This window comes from Sphingomonas sp. 22176, assembly GCF_052045505.1.
Taxonomy (GTDB): domain Bacteria; phylum Pseudomonadota; class Alphaproteobacteria; order Sphingomonadales; family Sphingomonadaceae; genus Sphingomonas.
In genome coordinates this window covers 409,759-425,937 of record NZ_JBQEPL010000002.1, presented here as the reverse complement: position 1 = coordinate 425,937, position 16,179 = coordinate 409,759, and the positions used below count along the sequence as shown (strand labels likewise).

General features: G+C 68.5%; 14 protein-coding genes. 10 read left to right on the top strand and 4 right to left on the bottom strand.

Annotated elements, in window-relative coordinates; all coding sequences use genetic code 11:
- The first annotated feature begins 73 nt into the window (after positions 1-73).
- Genes cphA through ACTJKY_RS09805 form a run of 3 tightly spaced genes read left to right on the top strand, consistent with a single transcriptional unit; the run spans position 74 to position 4,518 of the window.
- A complete protein-coding gene (cphA, locus tag ACTJKY_RS09815; RefSeq protein WP_440845747.1) occupies positions 74-2,836 on the top strand; it encodes a cyanophycin synthetase in 2,763 nt (920 codons plus the stop codon).
- Entirely contained in the window at positions 2,829-3,725 is an 897-nt protein-coding gene (locus ACTJKY_RS09810) for an isoaspartyl peptidase/L-asparaginase family protein (protein WP_440845746.1), read from the top strand. The genes cphA and ACTJKY_RS09810 overlap by 8 nt, the downstream gene beginning before the upstream one ends.
- Positions 3,718-4,518, top strand: coding sequence for a cyanophycinase (locus ACTJKY_RS09805; RefSeq protein ID WP_440845744.1), 801 nt, complete (start codon positions 3,718-3,720; stop codon positions 4,516-4,518). Before ACTJKY_RS09810 ends, ACTJKY_RS09805 begins: the two co-directional genes overlap by 8 nt.
- Before the next feature lie 10 nt (positions 4,519-4,528).
- Here the strand turns inward: ACTJKY_RS09805 and ACTJKY_RS09800 are convergent, their stop codons facing one another.
- On the bottom strand, positions 4,529-5,128 hold the full coding sequence (locus ACTJKY_RS09800; RefSeq protein WP_440845743.1) for an alpha/beta hydrolase: 600 nt from the start codon (positions 5,126-5,128) through the stop codon (positions 4,529-4,531).
- Between the two features lie 162 nt (positions 5,129-5,290).
- Between ACTJKY_RS09800 and ACTJKY_RS09795 the strand changes: the two genes are divergently transcribed.
- From ACTJKY_RS09795 to bfr, 7 genes are all read left to right on the top strand, one after another.
- The gene (locus ACTJKY_RS09795; protein ID WP_440845742.1) at positions 5,291-8,203 is read left to right on the top strand and encodes a sensor histidine kinase; all 2,913 of its coding nucleotides are present in this window, start codon (positions 5,291-5,293) and stop codon (positions 8,201-8,203) included.
- 112 nt (positions 8,204-8,315) lie between these two features.
- On the top strand, positions 8,316-9,344 hold the full coding sequence (locus ACTJKY_RS09790; RefSeq protein WP_440845741.1) for a sensor histidine kinase: 1,029 nt from the start codon (positions 8,316-8,318) through the stop codon (positions 9,342-9,344).
- A 66-nt stretch (positions 9,345-9,410) separates the two neighbouring features.
- The gene (locus ACTJKY_RS09785; RefSeq protein ID WP_440845740.1) at positions 9,411-9,812 is read left to right on the top strand and encodes a hypothetical protein; all 402 of its coding nucleotides are present in this window, start codon (positions 9,411-9,413) and stop codon (positions 9,810-9,812) included.
- An 80-nt stretch (positions 9,813-9,892) separates the two neighbouring features.
- Positions 9,893-10,558 carry a nitroreductase family protein gene (locus ACTJKY_RS09780; protein ID WP_440845739.1) on the top strand — a complete coding sequence of 222 codons (666 nt, stop codon included), beginning with the start codon at positions 9,893-9,895 and terminating at the stop codon, positions 10,556-10,558.
- Positions 10,559-10,567: 9 nt separating this feature from the next.
- Positions 10,568-11,812 carry a DUF418 domain-containing protein gene (locus ACTJKY_RS09775; protein WP_440845738.1) on the top strand — a complete coding sequence of 415 codons (1,245 nt, stop codon included), beginning with the start codon at positions 10,568-10,570 and terminating at the stop codon, positions 11,810-11,812.
- A 33-nt stretch (positions 11,813-11,845) separates the two neighbouring features.
- Complete coding sequence (locus ACTJKY_RS09770) at positions 11,846-12,016, top strand: (2Fe-2S)-binding protein (RefSeq protein ID WP_010545522.1); 171 nt, start codon at positions 11,846-11,848, stop codon at positions 12,014-12,016.
- Positions 12,017-12,085: 69 nt separating this feature from the next.
- Positions 12,086-12,568, top strand: coding sequence for a bacterioferritin (gene bfr, locus ACTJKY_RS09765; protein WP_440845736.1), 483 nt, complete (start codon positions 12,086-12,088; stop codon positions 12,566-12,568).
- Positions 12,569-12,638: 70 nt separating this feature from the next.
- Here bfr and der read toward each other — a convergent pair whose 3' ends face one another.
- From der to ACTJKY_RS09750, 3 genes are all read right to left on the bottom strand, one after another.
- Positions 12,639-14,006, bottom strand: coding sequence for a ribosome biogenesis GTPase Der (gene der, locus ACTJKY_RS09760; protein WP_440845734.1), 1,368 nt, complete (start codon positions 14,004-14,006; stop codon positions 12,639-12,641).
- 123 nt (positions 14,007-14,129) lie between these two features.
- Positions 14,130-15,461, bottom strand: a complete 1,332-nt coding sequence (locus ACTJKY_RS09755; RefSeq protein WP_440845733.1) for an outer membrane protein assembly factor BamB family protein — start codon at positions 15,459-15,461, stop codon at positions 14,130-14,132.
- Positions 15,458-16,174 carry a tetratricopeptide repeat protein gene (locus ACTJKY_RS09750; RefSeq protein WP_440845732.1) on the bottom strand — a complete coding sequence of 239 codons (717 nt, stop codon included), beginning with the start codon at positions 16,172-16,174 and terminating at the stop codon, positions 15,458-15,460. The genes ACTJKY_RS09755 and ACTJKY_RS09750 overlap by 4 nt, the downstream gene beginning before the upstream one ends.
- Positions 16,175-16,179 lie beyond the last annotated feature (5 nt).

Sequence of the window (16,179 nt, the reverse complement as noted above, 5' to 3'; positions counted from 1 at the left end):
GGAACGCTGGGAAATCTGGTCCGTTAGAGCGGCTCAGGCACTGGTTCTCAGCGCCCCCTTCTAGAGGTCCACTATGACAGCGTTGGTGCAGCCGGCCGATTTCGTGCGCCCGGCTTCGGCAAACGGATTGCGGGTGCTCGAGCGGAGCGTCTATCGCGGTCCGCATCTGTTCAGTACGCGCCCGATGATCCGCATCCAGGTCGATCTGCGCGATCTGGAGCAATGGCCGAGCGACAAGCTTCCCGGCTTCACCGATGCACTGCTCGCCCTGCTTCCCGGCCTCGGCGTCCATGGCTGCAGCTATCAGCGCCCCGGCGGCTTCGTGGAGCGGCTGCGCGAAGGCACCTGGATGGGCCATATCATCGAGCATGTCGCGCTGGAGCTGCAGACGCTCGCCGGCTCGCGCGTCACGCGCGGCAAGACGCGCTCGGTCAGGGACCGGCCGGGGGTGTACAACATCCTCTACACCTATCGCGACGAGACGCTGGCGCTCGCCGCCGGCCTCGCAGCAATCCGGCTGGTCGCCGACCTGCTGCCCGAGCCGCTTCGCAAGGTGGAGGGGCTGCAGCTGCTCGGCACGCCCCCGCTCGATGCGCCGCAGGACGTGCGCGCGATCATCGCGTCGCTGCAAGCGATCCTGAAGGCCAACGCGCTCGGCCCCACCACGCGCGCGCTGGTCGAGGCGGCGGAGCGGCGCGGCATCCCGGTCACGCGCCTCAACGAGCAGAGCCTGATCCAGTTCGGCCAGGGCAGCCGCCAGAAGCGCATCCGCGCCAGCATCACCGGTGACACCGCGCAGATCGCGGTCGACATCGCCGGCAACAAGGCGATGACCAAGCAGCTGCTCGGCGCGGCCGGGCTGCCCGTCCCGCGCGGCGTGGTCGTGCGCCGGGTGGAGGAGGCGCTGGCCGAGGCCAAGCGGCTGCGCTGGCCGGTGGTGGTGAAGCCGCTCGACGGCAACCATGGCCGCGGCGTCACCACCGGCATTGCCGACGAAGACGCGCTGCGCACCGCCTTCGATCTCGCGCTCCAGCATGGTCGCCGCGTGATCGTCGAGCAGCAGGTACCCGGTAACGACCACCGCATCCTCGTCGTGAACGGCAAGGTGCTCGCGGTGGCGGAGCGGGTGCCGGCGCAGGTGATCGGCGACGGCTTCCACTCGATCGCCCAGCTGATCGACGACCTCAACCAGGATCCGCGCCGCGGGGTGGGCCATGAGAATGTCCTGACCCGTATCGTCATCGACGAGGCGATGCTGGCGCTGCTGGAGAAGAGCGGCCGCACCCCTGCCACCATCCCGATGGCCGGCGAACAGGTGATCCTGCGCGATACCGCCAACCTTTCCACCGGCGGCACGGCGGTCGATCGCACCGACGTGATCCACCCCGCCAACCGCGCGATCGCCGAACAGGCGGCGGCAGTGGTCGGGCTCGATGTGTGCGGGATCGACTTCCTCTCGCCGGACATTCGCCGCCCGCTCGGCGAGACCGGCGGCGGCATCGTCGAGGTCAACGCGGCGCCCGGCTTCCGCATGCATCTGGAGCCCTCCAGCGGCACCCCGCGCGACGTCGCTGCGCCGGTGATCGACATGCTGTACCCACGCGGCAGCCGCAGCCGGATCCCGATCTTCGCGATCACCGGCACCAACGGCAAGTCGACGACGGCGCGGATGGTGTCCCGCATCCTGCAGCAGGCCGGCAGGAATGTCGGCATGACCTCTACCAGCGGCATCTATTTCAACGGCCATCTGATGGTCGAGGCCGATGCCAGCGGGCCGAAGAGTGCGCGCACGGTGCTGCGCAACCCCGCCGTCGACGTCGCGGTGCTGGAGACGGCGCGCGGCGGCATCCTGCGCGAAGGGCTCGGCTTCGACGGCGCCGATGTCGGCGCGGTGCTCAACGTTACCGCCGATCATCTCGGGCTCAAGGGCGTCGACACGGTTGAGGACCTCGCCAAGGTGAAGGGCGTGGTGGTGGAGAGCGTGGCGCGGCGCGGGCATTCGGTGCTCAATGCCGACGATCCGATGTGCCACCGCATCGCCCGCCATGCGCGCGGCACGATCGTCTGGTTCTCGCTGGCCGGCGGCCGGGACATGTCCGACGATCTCCGCCGCCACATCGCCGAGGGTGGCATGGCGGTAGTCCGCGAGCCCGGCAGCTATGGCGGTTGCATCGTCCTCCATCGCGGCGGCGAGCGTATCGAGGTGATGGCTGCGGCCGACATCCCCGCGACGCTAGGCGGAATCGCCGATTTCAACATCGCCAATGCGCTCGCCGCGGTGGCGATGTGCGCGGCGCAGCGGCTGTCGATCGACACGATCCGCGACGGGCTCAGCCCCTTCAGCATCTCGTTCGAGGATTCGCCCGGCCGGCTCAACATCCATGACGCGCATGGCCGTCGCCATATCCTCGACTATGCGCACAACCCCGCGGGTCTGCAGGCGCTGGGCCAGGTGATCGATAGGATGCGCAGTCGCTACAACCGGGTGATCGGGATGGTGAGCATCCCCGGCGATCGGCGCGACTGCGACATCGTCGAGATGGGCCAGCTCGCCGGCGCGATCTTCGACGAGATCGTGTTCCGCGAAGCCCCCGACGGCCGCGGCCGCCCGCGCGGCGAGACCAACGGGCTGATGTCGGAAGGTGCGATGGCGGCAGGCGTGCGGCCCGAACAGGTGCACCGCATCGTCGACGAGATGGAGGCGGTGGACATGGTGCTCCGGCTCGGCCGCCCGGGCGACCTGCTGGTGATCATGCCCAGCGCGATCCAGGCGGTGTGGGACCGGATCGTCGCCTTCCAGCCCGAAGCGGCCGTGCGGGAGAAGCAGCATGCCTGAAGCAACCCGCTGGGCGATCATCGTCCATGGCGGCGCCAAGACGATCGACACGGCGCTCCACGATCGCAACCGCGCCGGGACCGCCGCCGCCGCCGAAGCGGGCGCGGCGGTGCTGCGCGCGGGCGGCAGCGCGGTCCTCGCCGCGGAGGCAGCGGTGCGGGTACTGGAGGATGATCCGGTGTTCAACGCGGGTTTCGGCTCGGTGCTCACGAGCGACGGCACCGTCGAGATGGACGCGGCGCTGATGGAAGGCACCGAACTCACCCTCGGCGGCGTGGCGGGCGTGCGGCGCGTGCGCAATCCGGTCAGCGTCGCGCGGGCAATGCTGCCTGCGCGCCCCGTGCTGCTCGCTGGCGAAGGTGCCGAGCGGTTCGCGGCAGACAACGGCATCGATCTGGTCGAGCCCGAGACGATGCTCTCCCGCGAAGCGCTCGCCTCGGAAAACAGCAAGGCGCACGACACCGTCGGCTGCGTCGCGATCGACACCACCGGCGCGATCGCCGCGGCTACGTCCACGGGCGGGCTGCCGGGCAAGCACCCCGGCCGGATCGGCGATTCCCCCGTGCCCGGCGCCGGCCTCTATGCCGACGACACGCTGGGCGGCTGCGCCTTTTCCGGCGATGGCGAGGCGATCCTGCGGACGATGCTCGCGGCGCAGGTGATGCACGCACTCGAACGCGGCGGGTCGGCCGGCGAGGCGGCGGAACACGCCATCGCCCGGCTCGGCCGCGTCGGCGGCGAAGCGGGTGCCATCGTCGTGGAGCGCTCGGGCGCGTTCGGCGTTGCCCATAACAGCGATCATTTTGCGCTGGCACTGCATTCCAGTGGGCTCGATGCCCCGCGCGCGGGCGTCCACCGCGACGAGTTGAAGGATTTCCTGAATGGCTGAACGCGGCGGACCCCTGATCATCATCGGCGGCCATGAAGACAAGGAACGCGACAAGGCGATCCTGCAGGAAGTGGCCAAGCGGGTGCAGGGCGGAAAGCTCGTCATCGCCACCGTCGCCAGCCACAAGCCGGAGGGCTATTTCGAAGCCTATCAGAAGGCGTTCGGCGCGCTGGGCGTCGACAACCTCGTCGAGCTCTACGTCCACGAACGCGGCGAAACGCTGGAGGCGGAGACGCAATCGCTGTTCGACGGTGCCGCGGGCATCTTTTTCACCGGCGGAGACCAGTTGCGTATCTCCAGCCAGATCGGCGACACGCCGGTCGAGCGCATGGTGCGCGACATCCACGATCGCGGCGGCGTTGTGGCGGGCACCTCGGCCGGTGCATCGGTGATGAGCGAGACGATGCTGGTAAAGGGCTCGAGTTCTGAATCGCACCGTATCGGCGACCTGCACATGGCCCCCGGCCTGGGGCTGGTGCGCGACGTGATCATCGATCAGCATTTCGCCGAGCGCGGCCGGATCGGCCGGCTGCTCGGCGCGGTGGCACAGAACCCGCGCGTGCTGGGCATCGGTATCGACGAGGATACCGCGATCGTGCTGGAGGGCTGCTGCTTCCGCGTGGTGGGTGCCGGCGCCGTCACGATCGTCGACGGCTCGGGCGTCACCCGCTCGAACATCGCCGAGGCGAGCCCCGAACGCACGCTATCGATGCACGACGTTCGCCTGCACGTGCTCAGCCATGGCGACGAGTTCGACCTCGACCAGCGCCGCCCCCTCTCCAAGAAGGACTAAGCGCGAAAATTCAGTCCTGCTCGGGCGCCAGGACCGCCGCCAGGGCGTCGGCGGTCTGGGCGCGGCGCTCGACGATGCCCGCGGTCATCCGCAGCACGAGATCGCGGGCGCCCTGCCAGTGGCTGCCGCTGCGGCGAGCATGCGGCAGCTGGGGAATACCGCCGACGGCGCTGCCCCAGCCGGTGGCGAGCGCCTGCACCCGCTCGGCGATCGCTGCGTCGGGCGTGTCGCCGCTCAGCAGCAGCGAGGGGAAGGGCAGCCGGATCTTGGGCGAGGCGAAATGCGCGGCATCGCCCTCCCCCGCGATCGGATCGATCAGCAGCGCGCCGGCGACGCGGGTGATGTAGTGGCGCGGCGAGAGCCGGGCCCACCAGGTCGCGGCGAAGCAGCTCGCGCCGTTCGCGACCAGCAGCACCGGCCGCTCGGCATGGAGGATCGCCGAATCGAGCTTGGCCGCCCACAAGCTGCGCTGGCGCACCGTCTCTTCCGAATAATCGAGATGCGCATCGGCCCGCAGCGGCGCGCCGAACAGAGCGGAAAGGGCGCGGGCCGGGCCGTTGCCGGTGCTGATCACCGAAAATCGATCCAAGGGGGTCGTCACGAGCGTCATGGCGAGTCTTCCCGTGTGCTGATCCGGTGAGGCTATATGCTCCCCGCGCCGCGTGCAATGCGGATACTGCGGTCGGGGCCGCAGCTGCCGCACGCTTCGGCGCGGCCCCTTGCCGTGCGAACGATCGCAGGGCACGGAAGCCGAGGAGGCGATAGGCGAGCGATGCGGCGCAGACGAACCTGGACGATGCTGCTGGCGTCGGCGATCTTCGCCGCGGCGCCCGGCCTCGCGCAGGCGCCGCTCCAGCGCAGCATCGACCAGTACAACCTCCGCGCCTGGCATCTGGTAGACGGCGCCCCGCCCGACATCTGGGCGCTGACCCAGGGCGGCGACGGTTTCCTGTACCTCGGCACCGGCGCGGGGCTCTACCGGTTCGACGGTATCAGCTTCGAGCCGGTGGTGCCGCGCATCGGCCGTTTCCCCTCGCGCAACATCACTGCCCTGCTCGCCGACCCCGATGGCAGCCTGTGGATCGGCCATTTCGACGGCCAGGTCTCGCACCTGCAGGGTGGCCGGGTGTCGAGCTTCGGCGCACCCAACGCCGTCGTGGAGCAATTTGCGCGCCGCTCGGACGGGACGATCTGGGTGGCGATGTCCGGGCCGGAGGGCGGACTGTTCCGCATCGGACCCGGCGGCATCGCGCGTGTGGGGGCGGCACAGGGCATGCCCGCTGGCCGCGCCTCCAGCGTCGTCACCGGCCGCGACGGCGCGATCTGGGTGGCCACCGAAACCGACATTCGCGTGCTGCGGCCGGGCAGCACCCGCTTTACCCCCGTCACGCGCAGCCTGTACCGCGTGCGCCTCGCTGTTGCACCGGACGGCGAGATCTGGGCCTCGGGCAATCCCGCGGACGCACCCGCCGCCCGCGCCGCCGGAATACGGATCGCACCGCTGGCACCGGGCATGCACCCGCCCGCCGCCGATCGGATGCGGTTCACGCGGGACGGCGCGCTGTGGCGAACGCTGTTCGCCGGCGGCGTGCTTCAGACTCGCGATGCGGGCAGCGCCGTCCCGTCCTTCACCCGCCTCACCACCAAGCAAGGACTGCCCTCGCTCGTCGCGGTGCCGCTGCTGGAGGACCACGAGGCCAATCTCTGGATCGGCACCAATCTCGGCCTGTTCCGGCTGCGGCCGGTGAGCGCCGCGACCGCGCTGCGCGTCGACGATAGCGTGCTCGGCGGCTTTGAGCTGGCGGCGACGCAGGACGGCACCGTCTACGCCGCGAACCCGCACAATCTCTACCGTGCCCGCCCCGGCGAACCGCTGCGCTGGCTGCGCCGCTTCGATCAGGGAATCGCGATGATCGAGGCGGACGGCAACGACCTCGTCGTCTCGCTTCAGGACCGGCTGGTGCGGCTGCACGACAATAGCTTCGCGACCTTGCCGACGCCGGCGCTGCCCGGTCCAGCCTCCACTTGGGCGCGGCAGGGGAATACCCAGTGGATCTCGGTCCAGGATGTCGGCGTGTTCCAGCTGGCCGGACCCCGGTGGCGTGCCCTGCCCGCAACCGATCAGCCGGCGAACCGACTTTACGCCGCCTCGGGCAGCGGCGGCGGCACCTGGTTCTATGGGCAGGACCGCTTGTATCGACGGGATCGGACGGGTCTCCACGCCATCGCCGGCGACAGGGTCGGGAGCATCGCGCTGGTATCGGAGGGGCCCGCGGGCACGCTGGTGGGCGGCGAACTCGGGCTTGCGCGACTGGAACAGGGGCGGCTGCGGGCCCTCTCGGACAGCCGCATGCCCGAACTCGGCGGCATCACCGGCATCGTTCAGGCGCCGGACGGCATGGTGTGGATCAACGGCGTGCAGGGGCTGGTCCAGACCAGCAAAGCGGCGCTCGACGCGGCCTTTGCCGACCCGCACGCAGCGCTGCAGCACCAACGCTTCACCGCCGCCGACGGCCTGCCCGGCATCGCCCAGCAAGGCGCACCGAAGAGCACGGCGGTACGCGGCGGCGACGGGCGCATTTGGGTGGCGGACAATGTCGGCATCGGCTGGATCGATCCCGCCCGAATTGTCCACAACCCGCTTCCGCCGCCCGTGGCGATCCTGCGGCTGACGGCGAACGACCGCAGCTATGCCGACCCGCGCAACGTGGCACTCCCCGCCGGCACCGCCAATCTGCGCATCGCCTATACCGCGCTGAGCCTTGCGGAAGCGGAACGGGTGCGCTTCCGCTACCGGCTGATCGGCGTCGACCGCAACTGGATCGATGCGGGCACCGCGCGCGAGGCCTATTACGCCAATCTCGGCCCCGGCAGCTGGCGCTTCCAGGTGATCGCCGCCAACAATGATGGGGTATGGAACCGCGACGGCGCCACCGTCACCGTCACCATCGCCCCGCATTTCTATCAGACCTGGTGGTTCCGGCTGCTGGCCATCGGTGCGGGCGCGGGCGCGTTGTGGCTGCTCTATGCCTGGCGACTGCGCGAACAGCTGGCCCGCACCCGCGCGCGTGCCGAAGCCCAGCTCGCCGAACGCGAGCGCATCGCCCGCGAGCTGCACGACACGCTGCTCCAGAGCATGCAGGGGCTGATACTGCGCTTCCAGGCCGCCGCCTATGCCACCGAACCCGGCTCCAAGGCGCAGACGCTGATCGACAGCGCGCTGGACCGCGCCGACGACGTGATGATCGAAGCGCGCGACCGGGTACTGGCGCTGCGCCGCATCGCCGGCCCCGGCGATCCGCAGCCGCTGATCGAGGAGCTTGCCCGGCTTCTGGCCGAGGAGGGGTTGATCGTCACCGTCACCCGCGACGGTCCACCGCTGCGCTTCCTGCCCGAGGAGCTGGAGCAGATCCTCGCCATCGTGCAGGAGGCCCTTGCCAATGTTCGCCGTCATGCCGGCACGTTGCTCGCGCAGGTCCGAATCAACAGCGGCGACGGCAGGCTGCGGATCGCGATCGCCGACCAAGGCCGCGGCATCCCACCGGCGATCGCGCAAAAGGGAGAGCGCCCCGGCCATTATGGTCTGAAAGGCATGCACGAACGTGCTGCGGCGCTGGGCGGAACGCTGGAAGTGCGCCGGGGCATGCCGATCGGCACCACGGTGTGTCTGACCGTACCGCGTTGACGAGGCGCTTGCGTCTGCATTGTTTCTGAACGATGAGAGTGGCCGCATGGCCGCTCCGATCCCTGGGGAGCGATGCCGCGTTCGCGGGTCAGAACTGGGGCAACGGGTGGCAATGAACTCCTACCATCGGACGCTGGAACATCTTCCGTTGCTCGAGAAGCGGCGACCATTGGCCTATGCGATCACGCTGGGCTTCTGCGCGCTCGCCTGGTGGCTGCGGCTGGTGCTCGATCCGTTCTTTCCGCCCGGCTTTCCCTATCTGACCTTCTTCCCGGCGGTGATCTTCGCCTCGTTCCTGTTCGGGCGGGGCCCGGGCGTCGTCGCCGCGTTCGTTTGCGGGCTGCTTGCCTGGTATTTCTTCATCCCGCCGCTGCGCAGCTTCGAACTTGGCCGCGGAACCGCGGTTGCGCTGTTCTTCTATGCCGGGGTGGTGACGGTAGACGTCCTGCTCGTCCACTGGATGCAGATCGCCAATGCCAGGCTGCTGGCGGAGCGCGAACGCAGCGCCAGCCTTGCGGCACGGACGGAGATCCTGTTCGAGGAACTGCAGCACCGCGTTTCCAACAATCTCCAGATGGTCGGCGCGATGCTGGCGCTTCAGCGCCGCGGGGTCGCCGATGGCGAAGCCAAGCGCGCGATCGGCGAGGCCGCCGGCAAGCTCCAGCTGATCGGCCGCATCCAGCGGAGGCTGTACGGCAGCCGCGGGGAACCGCTCGCGCTCGACGCCTTCGTTACGGCCTTGGTCGAGGATCTGGCGGAAAGCGGCGGCAAGCCCGGCATCCGCCATGTGGTGGAAGCGAACAGCGCGTTGCTGCTCCCGCCCGATCGGGCGATCCCGCTCGCGCTGATCGTGGCCGAGGGGATCGCCAATGCGATCGAACATGGCTTCGCCGATCGCGAAACCGGCACCATCCTCGTCCAGGTCGTCGCCGAGGGCGACCGGCTCTCGCTCTCGATCCGCGACGATGGCACGGGGGTGGCGGAGAGCTTCGATCTCGCCGAAGTCGACAGCCTGGGCCTGCGCATCGCGCGCAACCTGGCCCAGGGCATGGATGCCGAACTGCGCATCCGCCCCGCTCGCCCGGGCACGCTGGTGGAGCTGCGCAACATTCCGATCGACCGCGCGGTCGCGACGGTCTGATCGCGATCAAGGCCGCTGGCGCCGATCGGCGGCATCCTGTAGGTTGATCCAAGGAGGGCGGCGATGATGGAACAATGTTCTGGCACCCCGATGGCGACGCGGCTCGGCTTCAAGCCGGGCATGCGCGTTTGGTTTCACGACATGCCCCCGGCGGTGCGCGCCGCGATCGCACCCGAACGCGCCGCGCTAGAAGAGCTGGGATGCGCCACCGACGGCGTGCAGGGCGTGCACCTGTTCGCGTCACGTCGCGATCATCTGGAACGCGAACTGGGTGCATTGCGCGGGCTGCTCGCCAGTAACGGCTTTTGCTGGGTTTCATGGCCCGACCCCGCCGGCGCCAGCGAACTGCGCGACGCCACCGTCGCCGACGTTGCCGCGGCACAGGGCTGGGACGCGGACGACCGCTGTGCCTTCGACGGCTGGTCGGGCGTGCGGCTCACGCCCCGGCTTACGGCCGCGACCGAATAAAACTCGACATGCGCGTCTCCGCATAAGACACAGGTGGACAGGCGACGCCCCGTGGACGACGCTTGTTCCCAATTTCCTCTATGAAACCTGATATGCGGCCTTGGAATCCTGACATCGATCTGCCGGACGACGCGCGGATCGCGAACGCCGCAGCCTTTTGCGAGCGCATGGCGATGCGCCACAGTTGCCGAAGCTTTGCGGACCGCCCGGTGCCGCGCGCGATCATCGAGACGGCGATCGCCGCTGCCGGCACCGCGCCGAGCGGCGCCAATCGCCAGCCCTGGCATTTCGCCGCGATCTCGTCGCCGGGCGCCAAGACCGCGCTGCGCGTGGCGGTGGAAGAGGAAGAGCGCAACTTCTACGGCGGCATCGGCGGCAGCGAGTGGCAGGGCCTGCTCCAGAACCTCGGCACCAATGCCGACAAGCCCTATCTCGAAGTCGCGCCCTGGATCATCGTCGCCTTCGGCCAGATGAAGGCGAACGAGACCGATCGCTTCCCCAACCCGCACGTTACCGAAAGCGTGAGCATCGCCTGCGGTCTGCTGCTGACCACGCTGCACATGGCGGGGCTGGCGACGCTGGTGCACACTGCCACCCCGGCGCGCTTCCTCAACCGATTGTGCCGGCGGCCCGAGCATGAGCGGCCGGTGATGCTGATCGTCACGGGGCACCCCGCCCTAGATGCGACGGTGCCGGCGGCGGCGCTGGAGCGTAAAGCGATGGATCAGATCGCCAGCTGGTTCTAAGCGCCGGAAGTGCATCCCCCGATTTCCGCCCGCCTGCTTTCGCTCGATCTCGTCCGCGGTACCGCGCTGCTCGGCATCCTGCTGCTCAACATCGTCGGCTTCGGCATACCCGAGGCGGCCTATTTCAACCCGCGCGCCTATGGCGGCTGGCATGGCGCCGATCTCGCCGCGTGGCTGGTCAATTTCCTGTTCTTCGACGGGCGGATGCGCGGGCTGTTCTCCTTCCTGTTCGGCGCCTCGCTGCTGATCGTCACCGACGCGGCGGAAGCGGGGGGGCGCGATCCGGCGCGGGCGCATTATGCGCGGATGGGCTGGCTGCTGTTGTTCGGCCTCGCCCATCTCTGGCTGGTCTGGCACGGCGACATCCTTGCCCATTATGCGCTGGTCGGCATGCTCGCCTTTCCCCTGCGCAAGCTGCCGATCGCGCGGTTGCTGAGCCTGGGTACGGTGCTGGTGCTGGTCAGCACCGCGTTGTTCGCCACCTTCGCCCACGATGCCTGGCGGATGTCGCTGCTGCCGCAGACCATGCAGGGCGAATATGCCTCGCTGGTCAACGCGTTCGGGTTGCCCCCGGCGGCCCGCATCGCCTCCGAGCTGGCGGTGCACCGCGGCGATTATCCCGGGATGGTCGGCCAGCGCTTTGGCGAATATGCGACCAGCCCCCTCGCGATGCTGCTGGTCTATGGCTGGGAGACGCTCGGCTATATGCTGTTCGGCATGGCGGCGCTGCGCAGCGGGCTGCTTAGCGGCGCCTGGCCGCGCGCAACCTATCGGCGCTGGTGGCTGCGCAGCTGGGCGATCGCCCTGCCCGTCTACGCCGTGCTGGCGATCTGGCTGATCGCGGCGAAGTTCAGCCTGTTCGCCGTGCTGATGGCGGCAGTGACGCTGCCCGGGCTGGTGCGGCCGGTGATGATCGTGGGCTGGGCCTGCCTGATCCTCTATACCGCGCGGCCCGAGGGCTGGCTGACGCAGCGACTGGCGGCAGCGGGGCGGATGGCGTTTTCCAACTACCTCGCGACCAGCCTGCTCTGTGTGTGGTTCTTCGACGGCTATGGCCTGGGTTGGTTCGGCCATCTCTCGCGCTGGCAGCTCTACCCGGTGGTATTCGGCGTGTGGGCGCTGCTGCTGCTCTGGTCCCAGCCGTGGCTGAGCGTCTTCCGCTATGGCCCGTTCGAATGGCTGTGGCGCAGCTTGGCGCGCGGCAGTCTGCAACCCATTCGCAATAGCCTTGCGAATCGCTCGCAATCGCACTAGATCCTTCGCAGCGAGAGAATCGAGGGAATGTCGATGGTCGTCTGCGTGTGCAATGCCCTGCGGGAACGGGAAGTCCGGGAAGCGGCGCGATCCGGTGCGCAGAGCGCCTGCCAGGCCTATCGCGCGCTCGGCTGCCAGGCCAAGTGCGGCCAGTGCGTCCCCTTCGCCCGCGCCATCATTGCCGAGGAACGGGCTGCCGCCTGAACGCACTTCCCCAGTTCCGTCCCGATCGTTTCGCGGCTAGGCTGTCGCTCAAACGAAAGGGATTTGCATATGAAGGGCGACGCCAAGGTTCTCGAGTATCTGAACGAGGTGCTCAAGAACGAGCTCACCGCGATAAACCAGTACTGGCTGCACTATCGCATGCTCGATCACTGGGGCGTGCAGAAGCTCGCCGATTTCGAGCGCCACGAATCGATCGACGAGATGAAGCACGCCGACTGGCTGTCGGAGCGCATCCTGTTCCTCGACGGTCTCCCCAATTTCCAGCTGCTCGGCCGCCTGCGCATCGGCGAGAATGTCGAAGAACTGCTCCGCGCCGATCTCGCGCTGGAAGTGGAGGCGATCGCCGTCCTGCGCGACGCGATCCAGCATTGCGAAACCGTCCGCGACTTCGTCAGCCGCGACCTGTTCCTCAAGATCCTCGAGAGCGAGGAAGAGCATGTCGACACGCTGGAGCGCCAGTTCGACATGATCGAGCGCATGGGGCTGGAGAATTACATCCAGCTCAACAGCAAGCCGGCCGAGGCGGAGTAAGGCCCTTCCCTTCTTCTAAGTCCCCCCTCCAGCTTGCGGGAGGGGGGACTTAGAAGCGGAAAGGAAGCCCTTAGTCCTTGTCGCGGTCGAACGGGTTCTTCGGCGCGCGCAGCACCAGGCGGACCGGCACCGCGCCGAAATCGAACTCGCGGCGCAAGCTATTGATCAGATAGCGCTGGTAGCTCATCGGCAGCAGGTCCACGCGTGTGCCGAACAGCACGAAGCTGGGCGGACGGGTCTTGTTCTGCGTGACGTAGCGCGGCTTGATCCGCTTGCCGCCGGGAGCGGGCGGCGGGTTGGCCTCGATCGCGCGCTCGAACCAGCGGTTGAGCTGGCCGGTCGACACGCGCCGCGACCAGGCGTCGCGCGTCTCGAATGCAACACGCATCAGCGTGTCCAGGCCCTTGCCGGTCACTGCCGAGACGGTGAGCAGCGGCACGCCCTTCACCTGCGCCAGCCCCTCGTCCAGCGCGCCCTTGACGCCGTTGAACAGGCTGGAGGCATTCTCCGCCACGTCCCACTTGTTCATGGCGATGATCAGCGCGCGGCCTTCCTGCAGCACGCGATCGGCGATCTTGAGATCCTGCACCTCCAGCCCACGCGTCGCGTCGAGCAGCAGCACGACGACTTCGGCAAAGTCGATCGAGCGGAGCGTGTCGGCGACGGAGAGCTTCTCCAGCTTCTCCTCGACACGCGCCTTCTTGCGGAGCCCCGCGGTATCGACCAGCCGCACCTTGCGCGGCTTGTCTTCGAAATCGGTCCACTCGTAATCGATCGAGATCGAGTCGCGGGTGATCCCGGCCTCGGGCCCGGTGATCATCCGATCCTCGCCGAGGATGCGATTCACCAGCGTCGACTTGCCCGCGTTCGGACGACCGACAATCGCCAGCTTGAGCGGTGCGTCGGGGCTGTCGGGATCTTCCTCCGGCGCTTCTTCCTCCCGCTCGACATGCGGTAGCAGCGCCTCGAACAGATCGACCACGCCCTCGCCATGCTCGGCCGAAAAGGGGATCGGATCGCCAAGGCCCAGCGCCATCGCTTCCAGCACGCCCGACTCGCCGGCACGGCCTTCCGCCTTGTTGGCCATCAGCACCACCGGCCGATCGGTCGAGCGCAGCCAGCGCGCGATTTCCTCGTCCAGCGGGGTCACGCCGGCGCGGGAATCGATCAGAAACAGCGAGACGTCGGCCTCGCGCACCGCCGCCTCGGTCTGCGCGCGCATACGGCCGGGGAGCGTCGCGGCATCCTCGTCCTCATAGCCCGCGGTGTCGATCACCCGGAATTCGAGGCCGAGCAGGTTCGCATCGCCCTCGCGGCGATCGCGGGTGACGCCGGGCTGGTCGTCGACCAGCGCCAGGCGCTTCCCGACCAGCCGGTTGAACAGCGTCGACTTGCCCACGTTGGGGCGTCCGATAATGGCGACGGTGGGCAAAGGCATGGTCGATTCTCTAACGCAGTCGAAAGGGCGACGCAAAGCCGCCGAAAAAACGAGAGGGGCCGGAGCGCTGCGCCCCGGCCCCCTTATGGCTATTCCGCCCGGCAACGTGCCGGAGCAGCAGGCTCAACGATAGGCGGTCAGGCGACCCTTGTCGTCGAGCAGGTAGAGGGTCTTGTTGGCGATCACCGGCGCCAGCGACAGCGGATCCTTGGTCTCCTTGGTGGAGAGGATGCTGCCGTCCTTGGGCGATACCGAGACGATCTGGCCGAGGGTGTTGATCAGCAACAGGCGTCCGCCCGCCACGATCGGCCCCTTCCAGGCGACCGGGTTCTTCAGCTTCTTTTCGTTCTTGTACTTCTGCAGCTGGACGATCCAGCGCGGCTTGCCGCTGCTGCGCGACAGGCAGAGCAGGCGCGCATCGTCGGTGACGACGAACAGCCACTCACCCACGGCGTACGGCGAGGCCAGGCCGCCGATGCTCTGTTCCCACAGCGTCGAGCCGCTGGTGATGTCCACCGCGACCATCCGCCCGCCCTCGCCCAGCGCATAGACGCGCCCCTGGTCGATCACCGGCTCGGCATCGATGTCCGAGAGCGACGAGACCGAGGTGGTCATGCTGTTGCGGGTCAGCACATCGCCCCACAGCGACAGGCCGTTCTCGTAGCGATAGGCGTTGAGCTCGCCCGAGGAGAAGCCGGCGATCACCGTGCCCTGCGCCGAAGCCGGCGCCGCAACGCCGAACACGCCCTGCGATTCGAGGCTGGCGGTCGCGGTCCACGAAACCTCGCCCTTGTCCTGGGTCAGCGCGAACAGCTGGTTGTCCTGCGTCACCACATAGACATTGCCGTTGGCGAGCGTCGGTGCGCCGCGCAGCGGGCCGCCGGGGCGCTTGCGCCAGATTTCCTTGCCGTCCGCCACCTGCAGCGCGACCACGTCGCCGAGGCCGTTCGAGGCATAGACGTGGTCGCCGTCGACGCTGACGCCCCCGCCGAACAGCGCGCCGCGGCTGCGCTTGTCGTCGCCGGCGCCGGTGCTCGCGGTCCACAGTTCCGAGCCGGTATCGGCCGTCATCGCGTGGACGGTGCCGACCTGGTCGATCACGAACAGCTTGTTGCCTTCGATCACCGGCGAGGCGGCGAGACGCTCGCTCTTCGACGGCTTGGCAACCTGGCGGGACCAGACGCGCGACAGCGACTCGCCGAGCGCGAGATGGCCCATCGCCTTGGAGGCGCTGCCGCCAGGCTGGCTCCAATTCTCGTTGACCGACGCTTCGGGCAGCTGGACATCGATGCCCGCCAGCGTCTTGTCGGCGGTGATGTCGTTTTCGGTCACCAGGATCGGCACGCGCTCGCCGAGCACGGGCGTCTTCTTGCTGCCACCGCCCTTGAAGACGCCGCAGCCGCTGACCAGCGCCAGCGCAGCCACTGCCGTTACAACGCGAACCTTCGTGTTCATTTAGCTTGCTTTTCCTGGGTCTGAGCGGTCGTCGCCGTGGGCGTGACCGAAAGCGACTTGGCGAGTTCGGCGGTGCGTTCGCGGATCGAATCCGGCACGCGGGGACCGGCTTCGCTGAGCTGGCGATAGAGCTTAGCGGCTTCGCCGCGCTTGCCCGATTTCAGATAGGCGGCCGCCACCATCTCGCCGGCGGTGCCGAACCAGGGCGAATCGGGGTTGGCGAGCGTGCCGAGCCGCTGGATCACGTCCTGCGGGTTGATCGTGTCGAACTCGGCCTGGGTCTGGCGGACCAGCGCCAGATCGCGGAACGGCTGGGCGAGCTTGCTGTCGGTGACGATGCTGGCGAACTTGGCCGCAGCACCCTTCTTGTCGCCCCGCTGGAGCAGCAGGTTGCCCTGGGTAAAGCGCGCCATCGCGGCATAGCCGTCCTCGCCCTGCGCCAGCTTGTCGAGACCGGGCTGGGCCTGGCCGGCCTGGTTCTGCGCGGCGAGCTGAAGCGCGGCGTCATAGTCCTCGCCGCGAGCCTCGGCGGCGGTGCGCTGGCTGTGATCGTAGAACAGCCAGCCCGCGACCGCGACCAGGAAGGCCACGACGGCGACCACGACCCAGATGCCATAGCGGCGGCCGGCGCGGATCAGCTGATCGCGCCGATATTCCTCGTCGACTTCGCGAAGAAAGGCCTCGTCGGTGGTACCGGAAGGAGGAAGCGCCAAAATCT

Coding starts and splice junctions, on each gene's coding strand:
- cphA (WP_440845747.1), top strand. CDS start 74: ATGACAGCGTTGGTGCAGCCGGCCGATTTCGTGCGCCCGGCTTCGGCA.
- ACTJKY_RS09810 (WP_440845746.1), top strand. CDS start 2,829: ATGCCTGAAGCAACCCGCTGGGCGATCATCGTCCATGGCGGCGCCAAG.
- ACTJKY_RS09805 (WP_440845744.1), top strand. CDS start 3,718: ATGGCTGAACGCGGCGGACCCCTGATCATCATCGGCGGCCATGAAGAC.
- ACTJKY_RS09800 (WP_440845743.1), bottom strand. CDS start 5,128: ATGACGCTCGTGACGACCCCCTTGGATCGATTTTCGGTGATCAGCACC.
- ACTJKY_RS09795 (WP_440845742.1), top strand. CDS start 5,291: ATGCGGCGCAGACGAACCTGGACGATGCTGCTGGCGTCGGCGATCTTC.
- ACTJKY_RS09790 (WP_440845741.1), top strand. CDS start 8,316: ATGAACTCCTACCATCGGACGCTGGAACATCTTCCGTTGCTCGAGAAG.
- ACTJKY_RS09785 (WP_440845740.1), top strand. CDS start 9,411: ATGGAACAATGTTCTGGCACCCCGATGGCGACGCGGCTCGGCTTCAAG.
- ACTJKY_RS09780 (WP_440845739.1), top strand. CDS start 9,893: ATGAAACCTGATATGCGGCCTTGGAATCCTGACATCGATCTGCCGGAC.
- ACTJKY_RS09770 (WP_010545522.1), top strand. CDS start 11,846: ATGGTCGTCTGCGTGTGCAATGCCCTGCGGGAACGGGAAGTCCGGGAA.
- bfr (WP_440845736.1), top strand. CDS start 12,086: ATGAAGGGCGACGCCAAGGTTCTCGAGTATCTGAACGAGGTGCTCAAG.
- der (WP_440845734.1), bottom strand. CDS start 14,006: ATGCCTTTGCCCACCGTCGCCATTATCGGACGCCCCAACGTGGGCAAG.
- ACTJKY_RS09755 (WP_440845733.1), bottom strand. CDS start 15,461: ATGAACACGAAGGTTCGCGTTGTAACGGCAGTGGCTGCGCTGGCGCTG.